Here is a 23,335-nt window from a genome sequence, read left to right on the forward strand (position 1 = left end):
TAAGAGTACTCTAGTGAATAATCGATTCAAAAATAGAGATATTTGATTCCACTATGGAAATAGAAGCACTTGAGAAGTTTCTAGTGATTGCTGCGACGGAGAACCTGCAGCGCTCCGCAGACAGGCTGGATACGAGCCCGGGTGGATTGAGTAAAACATTAAAGCGGCTGGAAGGAGAGCTGGGCACTCGCCTGTTTGATCGAGTTGGCAAGCAACTGAAAATCAATGATGCAGGCCTCAGACTGCAAAGTCGGGCGGTTGAGATGGTGGCGATTGCCAGAAGAATTCGCTCTGAAGTTGGCGAGCTAAATGTAAATCAGGAGTGCCGAATTGCTGCTCCGACCATGCTGCAACTAGCCTGGGGTACATTTATCTACCGCAAATTTATTATTGAGGAGGAAGGGGGGCGGTTGTCATTCACATCGGCCTATGAAGCCTTGGCATTGAAGATGTTATCCAGGGGGGAGGTAGATCTGGCCCTGATAACCGGAGCGGTTTTGGGGCAGTTGTCATCCTCAATGGGTGCTCGGCCACTTGGCTCAGTATCAATGTGTATTGCTGCAGGGCCTGATCACTCTTTGGTAGTGGAGCAGGGGGCTGAGGTGAAGGCTTCACTGTCAGATATCTTGCAATATCCATTTGCCGCACCGAGGATATCACCCTTCTGTGGTGAAGAGCGGGGGATAGGTAGCGATGGCTGGCCGGAAATTAATTATCCTCGCAAGGTGCAGGTCGTTGTAAATGATTATGGGGTTCTTTGCCAGCTAGTAAAAAATAATAGGCTGCTCGCTTTTCTGCCTGAGCCTCTGATAACTGAAATAGGTGGGGTAATCGTTAGGGTGGAGGATGGCGATATAAAATCTAGTGAAGAGCTTTTTGTAGTAGGAAGGAAAACGAATGCCTCCTGGCTAAGTAAATTCGCCGAGTGGGCTTAGTGTTTGGATTGGAGCCAATTAAGCCAGCTTCCATAGAAGGTATTGTAGCAACTAAATGGCCGAAATATTCGGTTGGTAACTGCCATATTTCCACCTGGATGGCTTGCCCATTTCCTGATTCATCGCGAACCAGAGCGGGGCGCACCTCCTCGGGGAGAACATAGAGTCGGTATTGGTGACTGGTTGTTGTTTTCTGATATAACTGTTCTCCCGCTCAGTGAGTTGCCAGTTGAGAGGTTACTCTTTGAGATGTGCACCACAGATTACAATTTTTACCAGCTTGTCCGGTGTAGCTAATGGCGAGAGCCGCTGTCTTGGTTGGATGTTTCTCCCGGGCGTTCTCCTGTAGCAGCCAATGGGAGATTACAGGCCTGGTGTAAACTATTAGAAAAACTTAGCAGAGACATATCGCAATGTTTCTGGCTAAACAAAGTGACTCCCCAGCTAATTCCGGAGCTAAGAAAGCCAACGGGTACTGCGGTCGCAGAATAGTCCAATAAGTTCATAAAATTTGTGTAGGTTCCGAGAATAGAATTTCTTTGAATGGGTTGCTCGGATATTTGCTGGCGGGTGTAAGCAGTCGGTATAGTGGGAATAATGATAAAATCGATATTCTCCAGTGTTTTATCACAGATTCTCTTTAGTGCTTGTAAGCGGTATTGTCCCAAGAAAGCATCAGCTGCAGTTTTTGTTTCCGCGGAGTTAATAACCTTCCGGATTACCTCAAGCATGGATTTCGGTTTTACACCTTGAGTTGCAATCCAGCGCTCGGCTACCCAGGGACCTTCGTATAGTAGCTTTGCCGCTTCTATAAAAGGATTAAAGTCTACAGTTACAGCCTGTCCGCCCAGCACTTTTAATTTTTTGATAGATTGATTAAAGAGTGCCTGGGTTTCTTTGTTCCCTTGAAAATCAAGTTGTTCAGGTATACCAAAAGAAAAACTGATCTTATTGTTAGGGAAGCTTTCCTGGAAGTACCGCAGCCTATTTGAAGATGGGGTGGTACGGCTATAGATATCGGCTGAATCAAACTTCGCCGTAATATCAAGTAGCTTGGCAGCATCTTGACAATTTAGGGCGAATATTGACACGCAGTCGAGACTTTTACAGGCGGGGACAACCCCTGTAGTGCTCAGCAGTCCCCGAGTGGGTTTGTGGCCTATTAAATTATTGAGTGCCGCAGGTACCCGACCAGAGCCAGCAGTATCTGTTCCCAAAGCAAAACTGACTTGCCCAAGTGCTGTGGCAATAGCTGATCCCGCACTGCTCCCGCCAGAAATATACTCCTGGTTAAAAGAGTTTTTACCTTCTCCGTAAGGGGAGCGAACACCTACTAGACCGGTGGCGAATTGGTCGAGATTGGTTTTGCCGAGCGGCACGGCTCCTGCTTCAATCAATAGCTTTACAACAAATGCGCTTTCGCGAGGGATATAGCTAAAGTCTGGGCAGGCTGCTGTTGTAGGTACTCCAGCAAGATCAATATTATCCTTGATAGCAAAGGGCACTCCGTATAATGGCAGATCGCTGGGCCTTATTCGGTCCAATGCTTCTAGATAGGGTTCTAGCTCTTCTCGCGTTAATAGAGTTATCCAGGCGTTATAATTGGCTTGCTGCAGTGCTTGCTTTAATAGACTGGCAATGAGTTCACGCGGTGTTGTAATACCTTGGGAGTAGGTGTTTCTTAGATGGTCTAGCGTTAAATCGTGGGCCATAAAAGGGTTCCGAGAATAACTTCAACTAGATACCGAACTGTTATTTATTTCGATGTTTGTATTACTAAGATTATATTTTTTCAAGAATTTTCATCTCAATGTAAACCGCATAATATTAGATTTAGCAAATACATAATTAGTTTGATGTCCTCTCCGGTGGACAGGGTGTCCCTGCTGCAATCCAACCTTTCATTGCTTCAATGAACTTATCGTGGGGGATATTTACCGGTTGGCGGCTGTCACCGGGGTGCCATCCCCACAATACCAGTGGGCTGGTACTGACAAACTCCAGCTGACTGGTTGGTGCTCGCCCGCCGTTGTCCTGGGGAGTAGTTAGCAGCTTGCAGATTTGAGCCGAGGATTTTTGTGACCAGTTCAACTCAATGGGTGCCATAACCCACCCTGGAGCTCCAGGCGCACCGGTAACAGGGTTGTTTTTATTTGAATGGCAGTTATTGCAACGCATGGTACCTGCCCCCATATTATCTGGACCGCGCTCCACTCTAGGAACATGGGGAGACCCTTCATTTATAAGTGGCATCTCCAACTGGTGGCAATTGAGGCAGCGGGGGTGCAGAAGGACCTCTACGATAGTTTCCCAGTCCTGGTGCCCTGGAGTGCTGCTGGCCTCCTCTTGCTGGGATGCACCTCGATGTTGATCGCAACCGGTTAACGTGAGGAGTGCTATGGCACAAAAAGCCAATAGGGGGCGAAAGAGAGCTGTGTCTGGCCGCATTTTCATTCGGCTTGCCTTTAAGTTCGATTTTCACTCTCAAACATAATTGGGCCTGAGGACTAGTGATAGTTTCGAGATTGATTGCCGCGTCAAAAGATAGACCTGGCGGGTTCAGTTCTATTGGGTTGTGACCGGCGATTCATATTTGGGGATTAAGGCGCCGTAGTACGTGGTATGATAGGCGCGTTTTACTTGTTTAATTCTTATATAGCGGGCGCGACTTTTAGCGTCTAGGAGAGTGTATGTCCTGGTTAGGGGCGGGGTTAGGTGCAGGCTTTGGTTTTATGTTTGGCGGTCCAATTGGTGCGGCATTGGGAGCCTGGATCGGCAGTTCATTTGGTTCCAGTTTGCAGCAGCGCCTCGGGAAGGCTGCTTCGGCCCTGAGCAGGGATGGAGCCCAGACAATCTTCATCGTGACTCTATTTTCGATGCTGGCAAAAATGGCTAAGGCAGACGGCCTGGTTTCTAAAGCTGAAGTGGAGTTTATAGAGGGCTTTATTAGAAACAACCTCCGTCTGGGCACTGAGGAGCGCAAGCATGCAATCCGTATTTTTGAAAATGCCAAGACTGATAAGTACAGCATTTACGATTACGCAAAACAGTATCGCCAGCTGGTTCGCGATCAAGCAATGCGGGAAATGGTGTATCGCCTATTATTTGCTGTTGCTTATGCCGATGGTGAATTACATAGCGCAGAAGAAGATATTTTAAAACGCATCACTGTTGATCTTGGGTTGCATGAATCTTTATTTGCGGCAATGCAAAATGAGTTTGTGCACGGGGGTAGGAGTACGGCTGCAAATTTGGAGCAGCATTACGCAGTGTTGGGTTGTACTCCGGAGACTAGCGATAAAGAGCTTAAATTAGCTTATCGCCGAAAAGCAGCAGAGTATCATCCCGATAAAATTGCTTCCAAGGGGTTGCCTGAAGAGTTTATGCGTCATGCTGATGATCAGATGAAAAGTATTACTGTTGCCTATGAAGCGATTGTTGAGGCGAGAAAGCAACAGGCTAAGGTTGTCAGCTAGGTTCTGGAAAGTAGCCTTGCTGTATCGCAAATAAAGGAGTTGATAGATGAGTCTTGCTGAGACAATTAAAGATAAGCTGACTGCGGAATTTTCCCCTCAGCATATTGAAGTGCAATGCGAAAGTCATATGCACAATGTGCCTGCTGGCTCTGAAATGCACTTTCGGGTCGTTTTGGTGAGTGAGGCGTTCAATTCGGCAAGAAAAGTGCAGCGCCATCAAAAAGTCTATGCGGCTTTATCTGAAGAAATGGCTGGCCCAATACATGCTCTTGCTCTGCACACTTACAGCCCGGAAGAGTGGGAGGGACAGGCCCCACAGAGTCCTGAATGCCAGGGTGGTGGAAAAAAGTCGTAATTCAGCGCTTTATTTAAAACAACTCAGACAGGTTCCAGTTCTGGGACCTGTCGCGTTTTTCATGTAAACAGCTATTCAAAAATTTTCAGTTTCTTTTTGCGTCATGAAAGCCCTCATAAGCTTTTACTGGTTGTAAGAATCAGTAGTGTAATGGCGTCTATTTTTTGTTTGTTAATTTAGATCTCTTCATATCTCTCTTGCTCTGATGGCCGCTAGAATTCCAAGAGGCGCCTATCCATTTTAAAAATCATACTTTGTTCGGGAAAATTAAACGCCAAAAAGCGGTTTAAGTGCCAGAAAACAATAAATACTTTTTTACACGCCAACATTTGTTTGTTTTTTCTACACCTGTTACTTCGTGCGACTAGACTGACCATTGATTGGGCTGATTGCTGTTTGATCTGCTGAATATCAATGGAGTTACCACAAATGAAGATGACGCGTATTCTGATCCCCGTTATGACGCCCCTCGCCTTAGCAATCTCTAGTGTCGCTTCGGCAGGACCGGCTGGCTATGCCCCTCCCCCACCAAAGACCCAGGAGTTTAAGGTTCGAATTGGTGGGGCCTATATCTCCCCCAACTCGGATAATGTCACCTTTAGTGATAGATTCTTTGACTGGCCGGATGATGAGTCTTTTGACTGGGGTGCATTCCGTTCCAATGTTGATCCTAGTGATGAGTGGGGCTGGTTTATCAATGTAGAGTGGCGGGCTACTGACCATATGAGTGTATCCTTGAGTTACACCGAGGGTGACCGCCATACAGGAGGAGACAATAGGCCCTGGCTACGTCGCTTTAATCCGGACTTTGACGAGTTCCATCGCCGCCGCGATTTCGCTAGGTGGAAGCCTCAGATCACGGCCGCCTATCTGAATTATTATCCGTTAGATCCCAGCTGCATGGTTCAGCCTTATATGGGAGTAGGTATCAACTATACCGACTTTACCGATGAGCGTCTGAGACATTGGGGTTGGTGGGATTTCGATGATGATGTTGAAGTGTTCCGGCCTTGGGATGGCCGTGTAAACCTGGGTGACAACTGGGGATACACTTGGCAGATTGGTGTCGACTTTAATTTCGGTCATGATAGTAGCTGGCTGATTAACCTTGCCGCTATTTACTATGATGTAGATACCGATATTGAGGTGGATGCCTTCTGGTTCGATACCAATGATGACAATGAGTTTTATCGCCACAGATTCGGTGGTGATTACCTCTTTGACCCCTGGTCATTCAATATTGGTGTAGGCTACAAGTTTGATTTCCACTGGTAATCAGTCATGCAGCCAAAAAAGGGCGCTTCGGCGTCCTTTTTTATTTAACGCTCATCTGATATTCAGGGGAAGGCGAATAATTTTTCTTGAGTGCTGCAGTTGCCAATTCTTGATTACAAGTGGCGCTTATATTGATCGCAGTTGTATTCTTTAAATTTCTCTCTCAATTTTTTTATCTTGTCCTTCCATTTCTCCATCTGCTCTCCCGATCCGTCATCTTTTCTTTCTTCGCGGAAGTGTTCAATTTTTTGTTGCCATTTTTTACATTTCTTAAATGATGCATCCTGTTGTGCTGCTGCCTGATGGGTAGCGGTCAATACAGCAATAAGGGCAATAGCGAGACCTTTGGTTTTCATGATGGTTATTCTAGTTATTGCTAAATAAATAATCCCACCCTGTCAATCTGAAGTAAATGAGATGCATTAAAAAATAAGAACTTATTTGTTTTTTTTGAGTAAATTAGTGAGGTAAATAAAAGGTTTTGGTGTTAGGCGTGAAAATCGGGGCAGGGGAGTGTTTAAGGAGCGTAGAGGTTGGAGTCCTGAAGCTTTATGCCTGCTAGCAGTTTATATCTGGAGTAGGAAGAAGGCCCGTTTGGTTACGGGCCTTCTTATAATGATTTGTTTCAGTAATTACTGATTTGAAGGAAAACTGAACTGAATACCTTCCCTTACACCACTGGCAGGCCAGCGCTGGGTAATGGTTTTGCGCTTAGTGTAAAAACGCACTGAATCGGGGCCGTAGGCGTGGAGGTCGCCAAACAGTGAACGCTTCCAGCCACCGAAACTGTGGTGTGCTACTGGCACCGGCAGAGGTACGTTGATACCGACCATTCCAACTTTAATATTGTCGCTGAAATAGCGTGCGGCCTCACCGTCGCGAGTAAATAGACAGGTGCCGTTACCGTATTCATGAGCATCGATAATATCCATTGCCTCCTGCATGGTTTCGACACGTATCACACAGAGTACCGGGCCAAATATCTCCCCACTATGAATCGACATTTCCGGAGTGACTCGATCAAATAGGCAGGCACCCAGATAATTACCATTTTCGAAGCCGGAAACGGTTTGGTTGCGCCCATCTACAGCCAACTCGGCACCCTCTTCGATACCAGCGGCAATATAACTCTCCACTTTTTGTAAGTGTTGCCTGGTTACCAGTGGCCCCATATCGCTTTGGCTGTCCATACCATCGCCGATTTTCAGATCAGCAATTTGTACTTTGAGCTTCTCAACAAGGGCGTCGGCGGTTTCATTACCTACCGCTACAGCGACAGAGATGGCCATACAGCGTTCACCACAGGAGCCATAGGCTGCGCCCATTAGAGCCGCTGCAGCGTTGTCCAGGTCGGCATCGGGCATGATGATCGCATGGTTCTTGGCACCACCAAACGCTTGCACTCTTTTTCCATGGGCGGTGCCTGTGGTGTAGACATATTCTGCGATCGGAGTCGATCCCACAAAGCTCACCGCTTGGACACGTTTATCAGTGAGGAGTGTATCGACGGCCTCTTTACCGCCGTTAACCACATTCAGTACCCCTGTAGGGATGCCGGCTTCTATACCCAGCTCCGCGATAAACAGTGCAGAGGAGGGGGTGCGTTCGGAGGGTTTTAGTACAAAGGTATTGCCGCAGGCAATTGCCATTGGCCACATCCACAGGGGAACCATAGCGGGGAAATTAAAGGGGGTTATGCCGGCACAAACACCCAGCGGTTGGAATTCGCTCCAGGAGTCTATTGCCGGTCCGACATTTTTACTGTGTTCGCCCTTTAGCATTTCCGGAGTAGAGCAAACGTACTCGATATTCTCGATGCCCCGCTGTAATTCCCCCATCGCATCGTCGAGGACCTTGCCGTGTTCCAGGGTAATCAGCTCACAGATCTTTGCGGCGTTCTCCTGGAGCAGGTCTCGCAGGCGGTACATAATTCGTACTCGCTTGGCCGTCGGAAGGTTTCGCCAAGCGGGGAAGGCTGCTTCAGCTGCGCTAATGGCCTCTTCAACCGTCGCTTTAGAGGCTAGCGAAACCTGGGCGATCACTTCGTTGGTGGAGGGGTTGGTGACCTCTTGGAGTTCGGAGTTACCTGCGGCACCGGTGTCATTAACCATGTTGCCATTAATCAGGTGGCCGATTACTTTCATAGTTCTCTCTCAGTCGGGTTTATCAATTATTGTTCTACTGCTTTGCCCCTTTGTAACACAGCTCTGTGTTTTGGGGAAAAGCTCCCGACTGTTCGGAGTTATTCGTGTTTGGGAAAATCCCTGAGAACTGCCAAAAATGCATCGCCGAAGCGTTCGAGCTTACTGTCTCCAACGCCGGAGACCGCTAATAGCTCGCTGCGTGTTTGTGGGTGGGCTTGTACCATGCCGCGCAGGGTCGCATCGTGGAAGACGACATAAGGCGGCACGCCGCGCTCTTCTGCCAACTGTTTGCGACAGTTGCGCAGGGCTTCCCAAAGCACTTGGTTTTCTGGGCTGAGATCATCCAGGCTGCGATTGTCACGGCTCTGCGAGCGCGCCGCTTTTGGGGGAAGCTTGCGCAGGTTGAGAGTCTCCTCCCGTCGCAGCAGCGGGCGACAAATCTCAGTGAGCCTCAGCCCCTGGAACTCTCCCTCGACCTCCAGGTAGCCGCGAACAATCAGCTGCCGCACGACTGCCCGCCATTCGGCTGCACTTAGGTCTTTGCCGATGCCATGAGTGGAGAGCTGGTCGTGCTCGAATTTGCGGACTTTCTCGTTCTCGGAGCCGCGCAGTACATCGATCACGTGGCTGGCGCCAAAGCGCTGCCCGGTGCGATAGACACAGGAGAGTAGTTTTACCGCTGCCTCACTGGCATCCCAGGTGGCAGGTGGCTCCAGGCAGGTATCACAGTTGCCGCAGGGGTTGTCCAGTGGTTCCGCAAAATAGTCCAGCAGGGCCTGGCGGCGGCAGCTGGTGATTTCACACAGCCCGAGCATGGCATTCAGGCGGCTGCGTTCCTGGCGCTTGTGCTCTTCGCTGCCCTCTGAGGACTCCACCATCTGGCCGATCTTTACCACATCCTCGAGACCATAGAGGAGTAAAGCAACTGAGACTCCGCCATCGCGGCCTGCACGGCCAGTTTCCTGATAGTAGGCTTCGATACTCTTGGGCAGGTCCAGGTGAACAACGAAACGCACATCCGGTTTATCGATCCCCATTCCAAATGCAATGGTGGCGACAACAATGACGCCCTCTTCACGCAGGAAGCGGCGCTGGTGCTCGGCGCGGGTCTCGGCGGGTAGTCCGGCGTGATAGGGCAGGGCAGTGAAGCCCTGCTGGCTCAACCACTCCGCAGTGTTCTCCACTTTGGCTCGGGACAGGCAGTAAATAACCCCGGCGTTGCCCTGATGTCCGTTCTGTAAGAATTGCAGCAGTTGGCGGCGCTGGTTGTCCTTGGGCTCAATGCGGTACTGGATATTGGGGCGGTCGAAGCTGCTGACAAAGTGGCGGGCCTCTTCCAAGTCCAAGCGGCGAGCAATTTCTGCACGGGTGCGCTTGTCTGCTGTTGCTGTCAGGGCAATACGGGGTACCCGGGGGAATTGCTCGTGCAGGCAGTTGAGTTGCAGATAGTCGGCGCGAAAGTCGTGCCCCCATTGGGAAACACAGTGGGCTTCATCAATGGCAAACAGCGACAGTTCTACCCGTTGCAGTAATGACAGGGTTCGTGGCTGTAGCAACCGCTCCGGGGCTAGATAGAGGAGATCCAGCTCACCGTGTAATAGCTGGCTTTCGATTGCCTGGATTTCGTCATAGGCCACTGATGAATTCAAGTAAGCGGCGCGGATGCCGGCTTCCTGAAGAGCTTCTACCTGGTCCTGCATCAGGGCAATCAGGGGGGAGATTACAACTCCACACCCGGGGCGCGCCAGGGCGGGAATCTGGTAGCACAGGGATTTACCACCGCCGGTGGGCATTAATACCAGGGCATCATTGCCGGCTACCAGTGTGTCGATAACTGCTTTTTGAGGATCGCGGAAATCGGTATAGCCAAAAACGTGTTCGAGAATATGTTGTGGGGAATTCATGGGCGGGGAGTATACCTTGTGGCTCGATCGCGCGTGGTATGTTTATTGATGAGTATGCCGCTGAAATTGAATGAAATTGGCGGCTTTACGCCTGTGACATATTTCGCGGGTTATAATCCTACGCCATCACAGCGGCAAGCTAAGGATAGGGCTATGCGCACATTGATTTTGTCAACTGTGTTGTCGTTGACGGTTCCTGCCGGACTTCTGGGGTGCGCCTCCACCTCCCCACATAATCTGGTTCAATCTGTTGTTGCTGACACTCACCTGGGGTGGCAAACAGCACCGGAAAACCAACTGGCATTTTCCCTGGCGACCGCATCGGGTGTTGCCCAGGTTGAGCTACAGCCTTTGCCGGAAGAGTTCACAGTGGTCACTCTTGAGTTACCCGGCATGCAAAAAGTTGAAAATATTCAGTGGGAAAATGAAGAAGGGAAATTCACCACGCTGTATGACGGCGAGGCGAGTTTGGAAGGCGTCAGCCTACAGAGCAGGGGGCACGGCTATCGCTTGCAGTTGCAGTTGTCTGCGATGGACTATCTCCGGGATGGGGGGGTGCTGACCGTTACGGATCAGCGTTAGAAACTCTACTGGTACGCTCAAAGCCCAGTCCTGCAGGGCGAATCAAATAGAGCTGTTTCCAGTACTTTCCAGTTATCCAGAGCCCATTTTTGGCTTTGTCCCAGGCGATCCCATTGGCCACGGTGTCAGGGTGATTTCTGCCGGCCGGATTGAGAGCGCTGAGATCGATAATGCCGCGCACCTGGCCACTCTCCGGATCGATGGCAATAATCTGTTTTTCTTGCCATATATTTGCCCAAATCAGGCCCTGGGCAAATTCCAATTCATTGAGTCTGGACCAATTTTTACCTCCGCCTTGAACTTTGAGGTGTCGCACTACCTCAAAAGTATCGGGATCGCGGAAAACCAGTTCGCCACTGCCATTACTCATAATCAGCTGCTGGCCATTACTGGTGAGGCCCCAGCCTTCGCCTCGATAGTGCATGACCTTCAAATGTTGGAGCTTGTCTGCGTGGTAGACATGGACCTCTCCCGCCTTGTAGGTCAGCAGGTAAAGTTTATCGTGGAGAACTGTGAGCCCTTCGGCGAAACGGTTCCTGGCCAGCCATTTGCGTCTTACTGGATTGGCGCCAGGATCGGTATACTCGGCGAGCCAGGAGCGGCGGTAGCGACCACTGCTCTCCCACCAGCGTTGACCATCGTAGAAAAGCCCCTGGGTGAAATGGTCCCCTCCACGCTGGCGCTCTTCCAGGATGGAAAAAGGGATTGTTTGGAGTTGTGTCTCTGCAGCTGCACTTTGCAGCCACGGGGCGTAAAGCAATAACAGTATCCAGCTGTTCACGAGAAGTCGGTTCATCAATAGCCTATGACCAGAATTAAAACTTTTATCACTTTGACGCTGCTGGGTGGACTCGCAGTGGTGCTGCCTATAGCTATCTTTGTCCTGCTGTTTCAGTGGCTGTTCGGTCAAGTTGGTGATCTTGTAGCTCCCGCTGTGGTGTGGCTTGAGGCGCATACAGAATTTAAGAATACCCTTGCCAGGCTCGTGGTGATAGCCCTGATTCTCGGTGGTTGTTTCGCGATTGGTTTGTTGGTGAAAACCAGTGTTGGCAGCTGGTTGCACCGCCATGTGGATCACTGGTTGGGACGCCTGGCGCCGGGTTACAGCACCATCAAAGATGTGGTGATCCAGTTTATTGGTGGCGGTGGTGAAGGTGTGCTGGCGGGGCCGGTAGCCAAGGTCCGCATTCACGGCATTGATAATCCGCTCACTGTCACCGCAATTGTCACTTCTCAACACCCCAATGGAGATATGACCGTCTATGTGCCCACAGCGCCGGTACCCACCTCCGGGTTTGTGTTTCACGTACCGGCAGAGTGCGTAGAAATACTGCCCGGCGTGAGTGTTGAGGCGGCGATGAAGACGATCGTCGCCTGTGGTTCCGGCAGTGCCAACTTGCTGTCTTCAGAGAAGAAGGAGACTGGAGTCCCCTCTACTTGATATCCCGGTTTCTACCCAGATCGCGAATGGCAAAGCGAGCCGGGTGCAGTGCTTTGGCCAGGGTTGCGCTGACCGGAAGGGGCTCGTTGAGCATCCAGGCAGTCAGTACCTCGGCTGTTAGTGGTGCGTAGGTAAAGCCACGGGAACCCAAGCCTCCCATTACATAGAGGCCTTGCTGGTAGTCAGCCCGCTCGGGAACGTACTGCTTGCGATTCTTGCGCAGTGCGACATAGGTATCGTTGATAGAGTCCCAGTTGGGTAAGGGGCCGGCTAAGGGTAGGTAGTCGGGGGTCGCTGCGCGCAAAGCCGCTCGGCCAGTGAGAGACTGTTGTGAGAACTCATCGGCTATTTTCGGCAGTAGCTCTGCCAGGGTTTGTAGATTCTCGCTGTGCTCGCTAACTCGTAGGTCAGTAGCGGTCTCCTTAAGCTTAAAGGTGGCACCAAAGCTCTGACGCCCTTGATAGGCAGGAGTGATATAACCCTCACCGCACAAAGCCATTTGTAACTGCGAAGAATTTTCAGTGGCCGTTGCTCTGGACACCTGCCCGCGAATTGGCTTCAGGGGGAGGGCCGCCGCAGGGGCAAATTGGCGAATATCATTGGCACCGCACAGAACTACCGCATCAAATTGAAAGTCACTGCGGTCTGTTTTTACTGACCAACCGCTCGATTCTCGCCCTAACCCTTTTACCAAGCTGTTGCTGTGCAGGTTGATATTTGGGTGCTGTAATAAAGTGGCGCAGACTTTGCGCGGTTCAATCCACCCGGCGTGAGGAAAGTGCAGTCCACCCACGGGTAGGTCGACGCCTGCCAGGGAGCTGGCCGCTCGAGCATCGACAGGTTCAGCCAATAGCTGCCCAACGCTCTCCGCCAGTGTGGCGGCAACCTGACTCTGTAATTGCTGTTCCCGCTCAGTTTGCGCCAATTGAAGCAGACCGCTGAAGTGGCTCACTTTAGAGCAGCGGCTGCGATAGTAGCGTTGGGCAAACATCAAAGCGTGGAGATTGAAGTCTCCGTTGGGGCTGGGCTTGGGAGATAACTTGGCGTATAGAATTCCCTGGTCATTCCCAGAGCCACCAGAGCCGGGTTCCTCACCCTGTTCAAATACCTGAACATCGATGCCGCGCTCTGCCAGCGCCCGGGCAATAGTGGCACTGGCTATTCCCGCGCCGACAATAGCGACGGTTTTAGGGGGCTTGCTTTCCTGGTGAGGCAGGTGCCACGGAGTTTCTCTGGTTTCGCTCACTTGTGGGCTCTCCAGAGTGCCACACAGCATCTCTCTTTTGCGCCCGAAGCCGGGAACCTTGCGCAGGGAAAAACCGGCATCGCGGAGTCCGCGCTTAACCAGCCCGGCACAGGTAAAGGTGGCGAAAGTGGCGCTGGGACTGCTCAGAGCGGCCATGTTTTTAAACAGCTCTGGTGTCCACATATCCGGGTTCTTGGCTGGGGCAAAACCATCCAGGAACCAAGCGTCTACCTGGTGATCGCTGTCCCTTTGCAGGCGCAAGCTGTTCAGGGCCTCACTTGCCTCCCCGATAATCAGGGTCAGGCTGACTGGGCCAAAGTGCAGCCGGTGAATGCCGGCGGCCAGCAGGGGAGGGTAGCTATCAATCAAAGGCTGAGCGAACGGGGCCAGTTGTGGCCAGAGATCCATTGCCCTGCGCAGGTCGTTGGGACGCAGTGGGAACTTCTCGACCGAAATAAAGTGCAAGCGAGCACTTTCCGGGGCCGTTTTCTGCCAAAGCTCTGCGGCGGCGAGAAAGTTCAGGCCGGTGCCGAAGCCTGTCTCGGCAATGGTAAAGGTGCCGTTCTCTGCGAGCCGTTGCCAGCGTTCAGCCAGGGCATTTTGCTGCAGGAAAACGTAGCGGGTTTCCTCCAGGCCGGAGGCGCTGGAAAAATAGATGTCGTCGTAGGCGCGAGACAGCGGCTGGCCGTCTTCACGCCATTCAATTTCTGCGTACTTTTTGTCCGGTTCGCTCACAATAAGACTTCCGTCAGCCCTCATCCTGCAAGCCAAACTCGCGCATTACCTGGGCGCACCAGCGCTGGATACGCTCCTCGCTCAGATCGAATTCGTTCTCCTCATCCAGGGCCAGCCCGACAAACTGGCTGCCATCGGCGGTTAGCCCCTTGGACTCTTCAAACTCGTAACCTTCTGCGGACCAATAGCCCACTGCACGGGCACCGCAGGCGAGGAGCTGTGAATGCAAATAGCCCAAGGCGTCCTGGAACCACTGGGGGTAGCCTTCCTGATCACCCAGACCAAACAGCGCGACCTTTTTCTCGTGCAGGTCCAGCGCGGCCAAGTCGTCCCAGATATTTTCCCAGTCCTCTTGCAGTTCGCCGTAGTCCCAGGTGGGAATGCCGAACAAAAGGAAGTCGTAGTCTTCGGCGAGGCCAATATCCGCCTCTGCGATATTGTGGATATCAATCCATTGAGGACCGATACACTGGCGGATCTTCTCCGCAGCCATTTCGGTATAGCAAGTGCTGGAACCGTAAAAGAGTCCGATTGGGGCTTGGGAACTTTGCATAACAGGTGAACTTCTTACTGCTGGGACACGGCGCCACTAAAATCCAATTGTCGCCAAGCCTCGTAGATAACAATGGCGGCGGCATTGGATAGGTTGATACTGCGGCTCTCGGCACGCATGGGGATACGCAAAGTGTTTTCGGCCCCTACTGCTTGCAGGAACTCTGCGGGTAGCCCCCGGGTCTCCGGGCCAAACACAATGGCGTCATCCGCCTGGAATTCGATCGCGGTATGGCTTTTGCTTCCCTTGGTGGAGAGCGCCAGCACCCTGGCGGGTTGCTCGCTATCGATAAAGGTCTGCCAGTCCTTGTGGCGCACCACGCGACTGTACTCGCTGTAGTCGAGGCCGGCGCGACGCAGGCGTTTGTCATCCATATCGAAACCTAAGGGCTCGATAAGGTGCAGCTCTGCCCCGGTATTGGCACAAAGTCGAATAATATTGCCGGTATTTGGCGCTATTTCAGGTTGGTATAGAACAATCTTGAACATGAGGTGGCGTTTGCGCTGGAGAGACTTCTAGCTAGACCGGACAGCAGTGCCCGGCCCTGTACGGCTGCGGATTATTCCACAATTAGATGGGGGTGGCGATCTCCTCGCAATCGATCTCGACCCCGAGTTCATTGGCAATCTGGTCCAGATCGTCACGCAGGCCGTCGAGATCTATGTCTTCGGCCACACTGATAGTGCACTCGGCATTAAACAGGGGCTCACCGCTCCAGGGGGTGCTGCCGTAAGTGGTTTCCAGATGCTCCATATTGATATGGTGAGCGGTAAGTGCGCGCGAGATCTCGCGGACTATGCCGGGACGGTCGTTGCCAACCAGTTTCAGCGTCAGCGTCTGCTGGGGTTTGGCGGATACTGCAATGGCATCTTCAATGACCAGGTTGTAGCCTGCGTTTGCCAGGGCTGATAACGCCTCTTTAAGTGTCTCGCTTTTATCTGCGGGCACCGCCACCCGCAGGATTCCGGCAAACTTCCCAGCGAAGTGGGCCATATGGCTGTCTTCCCAGTTGCCGCCGTTATCTGCGATAACTGCTGAAAGCTTTTCCACGACACCGGGCTTGTCATCAGAGATCATGGAGATAACGAGATGCTGTTGCATATAGGGTTCCTTTGCTTCACGAGAGACGTTGAGCTGACATTGTAATAGGATCTCGTCGAATAACTCTATCGGCCAATCTCAAAAGCGTTATTTTGAAACCAATATCCAAGTACTTTAACGAGGGACTGTTGATGAACGTGATTGCTGACTTATGTGTGATCCCTATCGGCGTTGGTGTTTCCGTCAGTAAATACGTTGCTGAGTGCGAGCGGGTGCTGGAAGAGGCGGGGCTTTCCTATCGCCTGCACGCATACGGTACCAATATCGAGGGGGACTGGGATAAGGTGATGGCGGCAGTTAAAGAGTGCCACGAGCGGGTGCATCAAATGGGCGCCGACCGAATCAGTTCCAGCCTGAAATTGGGAACTCGTATTGACCGCGAGCAATCTATGCAGGATAAGATCAACAGTGTGCAAATGAAGTTGGACCAACGATAACAACACAGGAAAAACTATGACGAGCAATTTTAAGAAATCCCTGGTGGCCCTGGCCGGTGCCCTGGCTTTGGCGGGCACAGCCCAGGCCGCAGATTTCTCTGCTGCCATTAAGGGGGATCATCGCAACAAGGATTATGTCGCCCGCGATCAGTACCGCAACCCAGCGGAGACCCTGGAGTTTATGGGGATCGAGCCGGATATGACGGTAGTGGAAATTACTCCGGGTGGCGGTTGGTACACCGAAATTCTGGGGCCCTACCTGAGCAAGGAAGGGACCTTATATGCGGCGCACTTCCCCGAGAATAGTGAGTCCGACTACTTCAAGCGCTCCCTGAAGAACTTCAAAGCGAAGCTGGCTGCCAATGATAAGGCCTACAAGAAAGTGATTGTGACTGAGTTTGCCCCGCAAACCGGTCGCGAGATTGCTCCGGCAGGCAGTGCCGATGCCGTAGTAACTTTCCGCAACGTGCACAACTGGATGTATCGCGATTATGCCGATGAAGCTTTTGCCAGCTTTTTTGCCGCGCTGAAGCCCGGTGGTGTTCTGGGGATCGTTGAGCACCGTGCCAAGCCAGGTACCAGCCTGGAAGATATGGTGAAAAGTGGTTATGTCACCCAGGAGTATGTTATCGACCTGGCTAAAAAGGCGGGCTTTGAATTCGAAGAGGCCAGCGAGGTAAATGCGAACCCCAAAGACACTGCTGACCACCCCAAAGGCGTATGGACCTTACCGCCGGTAATGCGCTTGGGTGAAGAGGATCGTGAAAAGTATCTCGCTATCGGCGAGAGCGATCGTATGACTCTGCGCTTCCGCAAACCCAAGTCCTGATCGTTTTACAATATTCTGGGGGTGGCTATGGCTGCTCCCAGCCTACCTGAATTAGTCGCTGTATGATTATTCCCTTCGAACAACTAGATGCCGATACCCTGCAAAGTCTGCTGGAAGAGTACGCCACTCGCGAGGGCACCGAATACGGTGAGCGTGAAGTGGAACTGGTGGACAAAGTTGCCAGCCTGCGTCGCCAGCTGCAATCCGGCCAAGTGGTGATCTGGTTTGAGCCCGGTGAAGAAACCGTAAACCTGGTCCTGGCCGAGGACCTGCCCCCCGATGTCTGAATGGTTGATCGATAGCCCGAGAGAGCCCCGTGCGCGCTTTCTGTTTGCCCATGGCGCCGGGGCGCCGATGGACAGTGAGTTTATGCAGTTCCTTGCGCAGGGGTTGTGTAAGCAGGGTGTGGAAGTTGTCCGTTTTGAGTTTCCCTATATGGCGCAGCGGCGCACCGGGGGAAGTAAGCGGCCACCCAATACCATGCCCCAGCTACAAGAGTCTTTCCGCGAGCAAATCGTCCAGCTAGGCCCCGAGTTGCCCCTGTTTATCGGTGGTAAGTCCATGGGCGGGCGCGTGGCGAGTCTATTGGCGGATGAATACTGGGGGCAGAAGGCGATTGCCGGTGCTGTATGCCTGGGATATCCGTTTCACCCCCAGGGCAAGCCGGAAAAGCTGCGTACCGAGCACTTGGTGGATATTCACTGCCAGACCTTGGTGATACAGGGAGATCGGGACCCATTAGGCAGCCGGGCTGAGGTAGAAGGTTACGGTTTGGCGAACACCATTGAGGTCGAGTGGCTGGAAGATGGCGATCACGACTTTAAACCCCGTCGCGCCAGCGGTTTTAACCAGCTTCAGCATTGGCAATCCGCAGTAGAGTTGGCTGCCCAGTTTATGCTGCGATCTCCAGGACAGTAATGCGCTCTTCCCGCACCATCAGTGGGTTGAGTAGATTCATCTGTGCGCGGCGCTCCTGGCTGGTATACCAGTGTTGCCAATGGAGCTCAGATTGCCATTTGGAGAGTGTAAAGCGCCGCAAGGGATTGCCCTTCTCGATATAGGTCTGCCCCTCAATAAAGCCTACGGTGCGGTAGGCGCAAGTGAGGATTTTGCGGGCGGCCTCTTCATAGCTGCCCTGCATTTCTGCCGCAATTTCCCGTTCTATCAACACATAGATCATTGTCAGCCCGAATTGCGTAAGTCCTATGAGGATTTTAGTGCGGGCGCAGGGGAATTACCGCGCGGCCCTCATGCCTCTGGAGATGACGACGGCGGTAAAATTGCGCACAATGATACCTATGAAGTCAGATCACACCTTAGATGCCCGTGGCCTCCTGTGCCCGGAACCCGTCATGATGCTGCATTCAGCGGTGCGTAATGTCGCCGATGGTGAAGTGTTGAAAATGGTTGCTACCGACCCCTCCACTCAGCGGGATGTGCCCAAGTTCTGCCAATTTCTTGGATATGAGCTGGTACAGCACGCAGAGGAAAATGACGAATTTGTCTACTGGATTAAAAAAGCGGAATAGCGGGTCGCGGTTGCTCCAGCCCCCATGCCATTGGCGGGGGCTGGCACACTCCTGAATATTAAGACCCAACAGTCCCTAGGGGGCTGTCACCAGGGCTGCGATAGCGGCCAGGGCTTCGGGGTCCTCGGATTTAATTTTGTTAGCGATATGGTGTTGGAAAAAGTACCGGAATCCCTCGCTCTCCTGCGCGGGGTACAGGCAGTGATCCCCCGGTAAAACCGGAGTGGTTTCAACAATATCGTGGTCTATCAGCATGCCGTGAATCTCCCCGTCGGCGTGCAACCTCCAGCTGACGACCTCAATCAGTGTCAGGTTCTCGCGCTGTTCATCCATAAACACAGCGTGGGTGCCGATGGTGTCGGGGATCTCCTGGAGTACTTCCTCAGCTTTATTGCTCTCGTATTCAAAGTATTCCGCCGCAGTCTCCAGCTCGACGACCTTGTGAATGGGGGGCTGATGGAAGATTTCCTCGATGCCGGGGTCATAGTAGCCCTCAAAGCGTCCGTCGAGAGGGTCCTTGATGTCGGGACAGGCCACTATGGTGTTTAACCAGGGAACGAGGCCTACGACCTCGCCATTTGCTTTGAGACCCCAGCATAAAACTTTCAGGCTATATAGATCTGTGCCGCTGGAGTTGTTGGAGTAGAGCATTTCCAAGCCGTCTAGCTCCGGCGAAAGACGAATAAAGCGCCTGTCCGCAGAAGTTTCGATGGGCTCGCCGGTGAAGAGGTCAACCACATTGTTGATGCTGTGGTCTGTCATGGAACACCTCCTTGCAGGGCCGGTTGTATACCGTCTCCACGTCAGATGAAGGTGCGACAGCGAAATGCCCTACCTCTGAAGGAAGACTGGGGCAGGAGGGTGTTTGATTGCTTTAATTCCCTCCTCGGGGAGACGCTAGAAGGACACGCCCTCTGCGGCATCCCTGTTCCTAAAGGTATATGTTGATTTGCCGAAATACAACCAGCGCCTTTTGCGCCCCGCAAGCGCCTGCGCTTTGATCGGGGCGCAGGCGTTGATATAGTCCCCGCCTTTGAGGTATCCCGGAGAACGCCTTGCCTGTTGCAACCGCAGAAATGGCTTCTGTTCCTACGAAACTGCCAATGGCTGATCGTATCGTCAGAGTCTTCGATCACTGTTTTTCAGACCCAAATGGGCTCAATACCCGACTTCGCGGGGGCTTCTGCGAGCCCTATTACAGGCCCAGGGGGGAAGGTCAACCCTACCACCAGGTAGAGTTCACCCTGGACTATGCCGCCAGCGCTTTGCATGAAGTGGCGCACTGGTGTGTTGCCGGAGAGGCCCGGCGGCAGTTGCCAGATTACGGTTACTGGTATGCGCCGGATGGTCGCAGTGCCGACCAGCAGGCTGAGTTTGAGCAGGTAGAGGTCAAGCCACAGGCCCTTGAATGGATCTTTGCACGGGCTTGCGGACTCAAGTTCCGCGTGAGTGCCGACAATCTGGAGAATGGATTGGGCGCCAGCGACCCGTTTAAAAAGGCCATCTGGCAGCAAGTTCTGGACTATTGTGATACCCGGCCCAACCCTCGGGCCTGTGCATTCGCCGAAGCCCTGATGAAGGAATTCGGTTGTCCCAATCCTTTTGACCGGGGCAGCTACCAATTGGCGGATCTCTCTTGAATAGTTATCTCATAGACGCATCGGTATATATTTTTCGCTACTACTTTGCGCTGCCGCCCAACTGGGAGAGTCGCAGTGGCTACTCCACTGAAGCCGTTTACGGCTTTACTAACTTCCTGTTGGATATGTTGGCGCGACAACCGGGCTATATTGCCTGCGCCTTCGACGAATCATTGGGAAGCTGTTTTCGCAATGAGATTTACCCAGACTATAAGTGCAGTCGCGCACTACCCGATGAAGCCCTGGCTTTCCAGCTGGCGGCGTGCCGGGAAATGGCTGAGGTACTGGGTATTGCCAGCTTTTCCAGTGAGCGCTACGAGGCCGATGACATACTGGCCACGTTAACCCGGAAGCTGCACCGGCATAACCCAGTGGTCGTGAGCCGGGACAAGGATCTGGGGCAGCTGCTGGCTCGGGGCGCTGTATCCCTGTGGGATTTTGCCAACGACCGGCACCTGGATGGCGAGGGCGTACGGGAAAAGTTCGGTGTGCGCCCGGAGCAGATTCCCGACTATCTGGCCCTGGTGGGAGACACCAGCGATGATATTCCCGGGATACCCGGGGTTGGCCCAAAGACTGCGGCACGCCTGTTAGAGGCATTCGACACTATAGAAATGTTGCTGGAGCAGCTCGATACCCTTGCCACAATGCCCATTCGCGGAGCCAAGGGATTGGTGGCCCGGATAGAGGAATACGAAGAGCAGCTGCACCTCGCCAAGCGCCTGACCAGTCTTGAGGAGCGGGTTCCCCTGGATATAAAACTGGCAGATTTGCGCCCACAGCCGGTGGATGTCTATCTGGCCCGTTCCCTGGCGGAGGAATTTGGTATCGGTGGCCTGAGCAAGAAGATTGAACGCACCTTAGCGGGTGTTGATGGAGAACTTACATGACGGATAGTGCTGCACAGAGTGCGGGATTAAAAATTGTCGCCGATGAGAATATTCCTGCGTTGGAGGCGTATTTCGGTGATCTGGGAACGCTGGAGCGCTACCACGGCCGCACCTTGAGCCGAGAACAATTAATTGATGCGGATATTTTGCTGGTGCGCTCGGTCACCCAGGTTGATCAAAGCCTGCTGGAGGGGACCCGGGTGCGCTTTGTTGGCAGTTGCACCATAGGCACTGATCACCTGGATACCCAGTGGTTGGAACGCAATGAGATCTTCTGGAGCGCCGCGCCTGGCTGCAATGCCAACTCCGTGGTGGAGTATGTTTTCTGCACCCTGGCCGCACTGGAAATTGACTGGCATGGGCGCAGCTTCGGCATAGTGGGCTGCGGCAATGTTGGCGGGCTTTTGCAGCAGCGCTTGCATGCTCTCGGGGTTTCCTGCGCAGTTTACGATCCCTGGCTACCGGAAAACCCGGATGCGAGTGAGCTGGAAAAGGTGCTGAGCCAGGATATTGTTTGCCTTCACGCACCGCTGGTTAAGGGCGGCACCTACCCCAGTTTCCATATGATTGGAGCAGAGCAGTTGCGCCAGCTCCGCGATGGCAGCGTATTGATTAGCGCCGGCCGGGGTGGGGTGGTAGACAACCGGGCACTGCTGACGGAAATCCAGCGGGGTAAGCGTTTTACTTCCGTACTGGACGTATGGGAGAACGAACCGGATATCGATACTGAATTATTGCAGCATGTTGACCTGGGGACACCGCATATTGCCGGTTACAGTCTGGATGGGAAGCTGGCCGGCACCCGTATGATTCGCGAGGCCTTGTGCAGGGAATTGGGTATTGCACCTATGTCTGCGGAATGTCAGCCGGCTGTTACCTCTAAAGAGATCAGGGGAGACTCAGCAGAAGAATTACTGTTGCAGATGTACAACCCCCGCACGGACGATCGCCGCCTGCGCGCGGCGGCAGCAGGTGATGTGCCGATGGAGAAGGCTTTTGACTTGCTGCGTAAAGAGTATCCCGAGCGCCTGGAGTTCAGTCACTACAAAACTTCAGCCCAGACTTTGGGTGACGAAGAGAAGCGGCAACTGGAAGTGTTGGGGTTGGCGTGCAGTTAAGTAAACAAGTAAAAAAGCTTGGTTTAATTATTAACCCCTGGGCTGGCATTGGTGGCCCGGCAGGTCTCAAGGGGAGCGATGGTGCCGAAACTGTACAACGCGCGCTGGACGCAGGTATCGAACCCCAGGCAAATCAGCGTGCGGCGCTGGCCCTTGAAGAGTTAAAACCCTATAAGGATGAGCTGGAAATCCTGTGCTTTGCCGGCGATATGGGGGCCAGTACAGCGCGTAAACTCGGTTTTTCTGTCTGTGAAGTGGGCGTGGCCGAGTGCTCGCCATCCTCCCCGGAAGATACAGAGCGTGCAGCTGCCACTATCCGCAACAATGGTGCAGACCTCATTGTTTTTATTGGCGGTGACGGCACTGCGAGAAATATCGTCAATGCCCTGGGGGATAATTTCCCGGTACTCGGTATTCCCGCCGGAGTGAAAATGCACTCCGCCTGTTTTGCGATTTCCCCTAAAGCGGGTGGTGAGGTTTTGCGCCGTCTGATGGCTGGGCAACTGGTGGACCTCGCTGAGCGTGAAGTGCGGGATATTGATGAGCAGTCATTCCGCAGTGGGCGGGTAACCACGCGTTACTACGGCGAATTGCTGGTGCCCCAGGAAGGTCAGTTTTTACAGGCGGTAAAAAATGCCGGCCGCGAAGTGGAAGAGCTGGCAGTTGCGGATATCGCCGCAGAGATTACCGAAGACCTGGACCCGCAAACCCTGTATGTCGTTGGCCCAGGCTCTACTACATTGGCAATCCTCAGCGAGTTGGGCTGTGAGGGGACACTGTTGGGGGTGGATTTATTACTGGATGGCCAGTTGTTGCAGTTGGATGTCAGTGCGCCGCAAATTGAACAGGCCATTGCCGATCACAGCGGGCCGGTAAAAATCATTCTCACCGCCATTGGTGGCCAGGGTCATTTAATTGGCCGGGGTAACCAACAATTGTCAGCCAATGTACTGCGGCGCGTTGGGCGCGATAATTTAATCGTGGTTGCAACTAAAACAAAAATTACGGAATTGCATGGGCGCCCGCTATTAATCGATAGCGGTAACCCCAAGCTTGATAAACGGTGGAGTGGTTTTATTCGAGTGGTTACCGGCTACCGGAATGCCATTCTTTATCCACTGAGTAACGGGGATATTGAATAAACG

Annotated in this window: 27 protein-coding genes and 1 pseudogene; 15 read left to right on the forward strand and 13 right to left on the reverse strand. The window is 52.7% G+C overall.

What is annotated here, in order from left to right:
- Positions 1-53: 53 nt before the first annotated feature.
- The gene (locus tag ACJJIN_RS01445) at positions 54-935 is read left to right on the forward strand and encodes a LysR family transcriptional regulator (protein WP_444896600.1); all 882 of its coding nucleotides are present in this window, start codon (positions 54-56) and stop codon (positions 933-935) included.
- On the opposite strand, the pseudogene ACJJIN_RS01450 reads toward ACJJIN_RS01445, so the two are convergent.
- From ACJJIN_RS01450 to ACJJIN_RS01460, 3 genes and pseudogenes are all read right to left on the reverse strand, one after another.
- Positions 862-1,086: pseudogene (locus ACJJIN_RS01450) on the reverse strand (allophanate hydrolase-related protein); the annotation flags it as partial. The gene ACJJIN_RS01445 and the pseudogene ACJJIN_RS01450 sit on opposite strands and share 74 nt — an antisense overlap.
- Before the next feature lie 142 nt (positions 1,087-1,228).
- Entirely contained in the window at positions 1,229-2,647 is a 1,419-nt protein-coding gene (atzF, locus tag ACJJIN_RS01455) for an allophanate hydrolase (RefSeq protein ID WP_444896601.1), read from the reverse strand.
- 136 nt (positions 2,648-2,783) lie between these two features.
- Positions 2,784-3,389 (reverse strand): hypothetical protein, encoded by a 606-nt coding sequence (locus tag ACJJIN_RS01460; protein WP_444896602.1) that lies wholly within the window; start codon positions 3,387-3,389, stop codon positions 2,784-2,786.
- A gap of 236 nt (positions 3,390-3,625) precedes the next feature.
- On the opposite strand from ACJJIN_RS01460, the gene djlA reads away from it, so the two are divergent.
- The 3 genes from djlA to ACJJIN_RS01475 all read left to right on the forward strand — a co-directional run bounded on the left by djlA (position 3,626) and on the right by ACJJIN_RS01475 (position 6,041).
- Positions 3,626-4,411 carry a co-chaperone DjlA gene (gene djlA, locus ACJJIN_RS01465; protein ID WP_444896603.1) on the forward strand — a complete coding sequence of 262 codons (786 nt, stop codon included), beginning with the start codon at positions 3,626-3,628 and terminating at the stop codon, positions 4,409-4,411.
- Between the two features lie 46 nt (positions 4,412-4,457).
- Complete coding sequence (locus ACJJIN_RS01470) at positions 4,458-4,766, forward strand: BolA family protein (RefSeq protein ID WP_444896604.1); 309 nt, start codon at positions 4,458-4,460, stop codon at positions 4,764-4,766.
- 429 nt (positions 4,767-5,195) lie between these two features.
- Positions 5,196-6,041 carry an OmpW/AlkL family protein gene (locus ACJJIN_RS01475; protein ID WP_444896605.1) on the forward strand — a complete coding sequence of 282 codons (846 nt, stop codon included), beginning with the start codon at positions 5,196-5,198 and terminating at the stop codon, positions 6,039-6,041.
- A gap of 113 nt (positions 6,042-6,154) precedes the next feature.
- Here ACJJIN_RS01475 and ACJJIN_RS01480 read toward each other — a convergent pair whose 3' ends face one another.
- The 3 genes from ACJJIN_RS01480 to recQ all read right to left on the reverse strand — a co-directional run bounded on the left by ACJJIN_RS01480 (position 6,155) and on the right by recQ (position 10,089).
- Positions 6,155-6,397: a hypothetical protein gene (locus ACJJIN_RS01480; protein WP_444896606.1), complete on the reverse strand. Its 243-nt coding sequence runs from the start codon at positions 6,395-6,397 to the stop codon at positions 6,155-6,157.
- Between the two features lie 276 nt (positions 6,398-6,673).
- The gene (locus ACJJIN_RS01485; protein ID WP_444896607.1) at positions 6,674-8,185 is read right to left on the reverse strand and encodes a CoA-acylating methylmalonate-semialdehyde dehydrogenase; all 1,512 of its coding nucleotides are present in this window, start codon (positions 8,183-8,185) and stop codon (positions 6,674-6,676) included.
- 98 nt (positions 8,186-8,283) lie between these two features.
- Complete coding sequence (gene recQ, locus ACJJIN_RS01490; protein ID WP_444896608.1) at positions 8,284-10,089, reverse strand: DNA helicase RecQ; 1,806 nt, start codon at positions 10,087-10,089, stop codon at positions 8,284-8,286.
- A gap of 153 nt (positions 10,090-10,242) precedes the next feature.
- Between recQ and ACJJIN_RS01495 the strand changes: the two genes are divergently transcribed.
- Positions 10,243-10,671, forward strand: coding sequence for a hypothetical protein (locus ACJJIN_RS01495; protein WP_157953964.1), 429 nt, complete (start codon positions 10,243-10,245; stop codon positions 10,669-10,671).
- Here the strand turns inward: ACJJIN_RS01495 and ACJJIN_RS01500 are convergent.
- A complete protein-coding gene (locus ACJJIN_RS01500; protein ID WP_444896609.1) occupies positions 10,655-11,467 on the reverse strand; it encodes a glutaminyl-peptide cyclotransferase in 813 nt (270 codons plus the stop codon). The two genes, ACJJIN_RS01495 and ACJJIN_RS01500, sit on opposite strands and share 17 nt — an antisense overlap.
- 9 nt (positions 11,468-11,476) lie before the next feature.
- Here ACJJIN_RS01500 and ACJJIN_RS01505 point away from each other — a divergent pair, with 9 nt between their 5' ends.
- Positions 11,477-12,112: a DUF502 domain-containing protein gene (locus ACJJIN_RS01505; protein WP_444896610.1), complete on the forward strand. Its 636-nt coding sequence runs from the start codon at positions 11,477-11,479 to the stop codon at positions 12,110-12,112.
- Here ACJJIN_RS01505 and mnmC read toward each other — a convergent pair.
- The 4 genes from mnmC to ACJJIN_RS01525 all read right to left on the reverse strand — a co-directional run bounded on the left by mnmC (position 12,105) and on the right by ACJJIN_RS01525 (position 15,747).
- Positions 12,105-14,093 (reverse strand): bifunctional tRNA (5-methylaminomethyl-2-thiouridine)(34)-methyltransferase MnmC2/FAD-dependent 5-carboxymethylaminomethyl-2-thiouridine(34) oxidoreductase MnmC1, encoded by a 1,989-nt coding sequence (mnmC, locus tag ACJJIN_RS01510; protein WP_444896611.1) that lies wholly within the window; start codon positions 14,091-14,093, stop codon positions 12,105-12,107. The genes ACJJIN_RS01505 and mnmC overlap by 8 nt on opposite strands.
- A 13-nt stretch (positions 14,094-14,106) precedes the next feature.
- Entirely contained in the window at positions 14,107-14,646 is a 540-nt protein-coding gene (fldB, locus tag ACJJIN_RS01515; protein ID WP_444896612.1) for a flavodoxin FldB, read from the reverse strand.
- A 14-nt stretch (positions 14,647-14,660) separates the two neighbouring features.
- Positions 14,661-15,134 carry a tRNA (uridine(34)/cytosine(34)/5-carboxymethylaminomethyluridine(34)-2'-O)-methyltransferase TrmL gene (gene trmL / locus ACJJIN_RS01520; RefSeq protein WP_108732553.1) on the reverse strand — a complete coding sequence of 158 codons (474 nt, stop codon included), beginning with the start codon at positions 15,132-15,134 and terminating at the stop codon, positions 14,661-14,663.
- Positions 15,135-15,216: 82 nt separating this feature from the next.
- Positions 15,217-15,747 (reverse strand): glycine cleavage system transcriptional repressor, encoded by a 531-nt coding sequence (locus ACJJIN_RS01525; RefSeq protein ID WP_282933559.1) that lies wholly within the window; start codon positions 15,745-15,747, stop codon positions 15,217-15,219.
- A gap of 92 nt (positions 15,748-15,839) precedes the next feature.
- Here ACJJIN_RS01525 and ACJJIN_RS01530 point away from each other — a divergent pair, with 92 nt between their 5' ends.
- The 4 genes from ACJJIN_RS01530 (at position 15,840) to ACJJIN_RS01545 (ending at position 17,931) form a co-directional block, all read left to right on the forward strand.
- The gene (locus ACJJIN_RS01530; RefSeq protein WP_444896613.1) at positions 15,840-16,184 is read left to right on the forward strand and encodes an MTH1187 family thiamine-binding protein; all 345 of its coding nucleotides are present in this window, start codon (positions 15,840-15,842) and stop codon (positions 16,182-16,184) included.
- A 16-nt stretch (positions 16,185-16,200) separates the two neighbouring features.
- Positions 16,201-17,013: a class I SAM-dependent methyltransferase gene (locus tag ACJJIN_RS01535; protein WP_444896614.1), complete on the forward strand. Its 813-nt coding sequence runs from the start codon at positions 16,201-16,203 to the stop codon at positions 17,011-17,013.
- A 62-nt stretch (positions 17,014-17,075) separates the two neighbouring features.
- Positions 17,076-17,300, forward strand: a complete 225-nt coding sequence (locus ACJJIN_RS01540) for a YheU family protein (RefSeq protein ID WP_108732557.1) — start codon at positions 17,076-17,078, stop codon at positions 17,298-17,300.
- Complete coding sequence (locus ACJJIN_RS01545; protein ID WP_444896615.1) at positions 17,293-17,931, forward strand: alpha/beta family hydrolase; 639 nt, start codon at positions 17,293-17,295, stop codon at positions 17,929-17,931. The genes ACJJIN_RS01540 and ACJJIN_RS01545 overlap by 8 nt, the downstream gene beginning before the upstream one ends.
- Here ACJJIN_RS01545 and ACJJIN_RS01550 read toward each other — a convergent pair.
- A complete protein-coding gene (locus ACJJIN_RS01550; RefSeq protein ID WP_413665059.1) occupies positions 17,906-18,193 on the reverse strand; it encodes an antibiotic biosynthesis monooxygenase family protein in 288 nt (95 codons plus the stop codon). The two genes, ACJJIN_RS01545 and ACJJIN_RS01550, sit on opposite strands and share 26 nt — an antisense overlap.
- A gap of 118 nt (positions 18,194-18,311) precedes the next feature.
- Between ACJJIN_RS01550 and tusA the strand changes: the two genes are divergently transcribed.
- On the forward strand, positions 18,312-18,542 hold the full coding sequence (gene tusA, locus ACJJIN_RS01555) for a sulfurtransferase TusA (RefSeq protein ID WP_282933554.1): 231 nt from the start codon (positions 18,312-18,314) through the stop codon (positions 18,540-18,542).
- A 75-nt stretch (positions 18,543-18,617) separates the two neighbouring features.
- On the opposite strand, the gene ACJJIN_RS01560 is transcribed toward tusA, so the two are convergent.
- Complete coding sequence (locus tag ACJJIN_RS01560) at positions 18,618-19,304, reverse strand: hypothetical protein (protein ID WP_444896616.1); 687 nt, start codon at positions 19,302-19,304, stop codon at positions 18,618-18,620.
- 293 nt (positions 19,305-19,597) lie between these two features.
- Between ACJJIN_RS01560 and ACJJIN_RS01565 the strand changes: the two genes are divergently transcribed.
- The 4 genes from ACJJIN_RS01565 to ACJJIN_RS01580 are packed head-to-tail and all read left to right on the forward strand — an operon-like array spanning position 19,598 to position 23,332.
- Positions 19,598-20,182: an elongation factor P hydroxylase gene (locus ACJJIN_RS01565; RefSeq protein ID WP_413665060.1), complete on the forward strand. Its 585-nt coding sequence runs from the start codon at positions 19,598-19,600 to the stop codon at positions 20,180-20,182.
- Positions 20,179-21,072: a 5'-3' exonuclease gene (locus tag ACJJIN_RS01570; protein ID WP_444896617.1), complete on the forward strand. Its 894-nt coding sequence runs from the start codon at positions 20,179-20,181 to the stop codon at positions 21,070-21,072. Before ACJJIN_RS01565 ends, ACJJIN_RS01570 begins: the two co-directional genes overlap by 4 nt.
- Positions 21,069-22,190 carry a 4-phosphoerythronate dehydrogenase gene (locus tag ACJJIN_RS01575; RefSeq protein ID WP_444896618.1) on the forward strand — a complete coding sequence of 374 codons (1,122 nt, stop codon included), beginning with the start codon at positions 21,069-21,071 and terminating at the stop codon, positions 22,188-22,190. The genes ACJJIN_RS01570 and ACJJIN_RS01575 overlap by 4 nt, the downstream gene beginning before the upstream one ends.
- Positions 22,181-23,332 carry an ATP-NAD kinase family protein gene (locus ACJJIN_RS01580; RefSeq protein ID WP_444896619.1) on the forward strand — a complete coding sequence of 384 codons (1,152 nt, stop codon included), beginning with the start codon at positions 22,181-22,183 and terminating at the stop codon, positions 23,330-23,332. Before ACJJIN_RS01575 ends, ACJJIN_RS01580 begins: the two co-directional genes overlap by 10 nt.
- Positions 23,333-23,335 lie beyond the last annotated feature (3 nt).

The organism is Microbulbifer maximicatervae (SeqCode) (genome assembly GCF_052467505.1).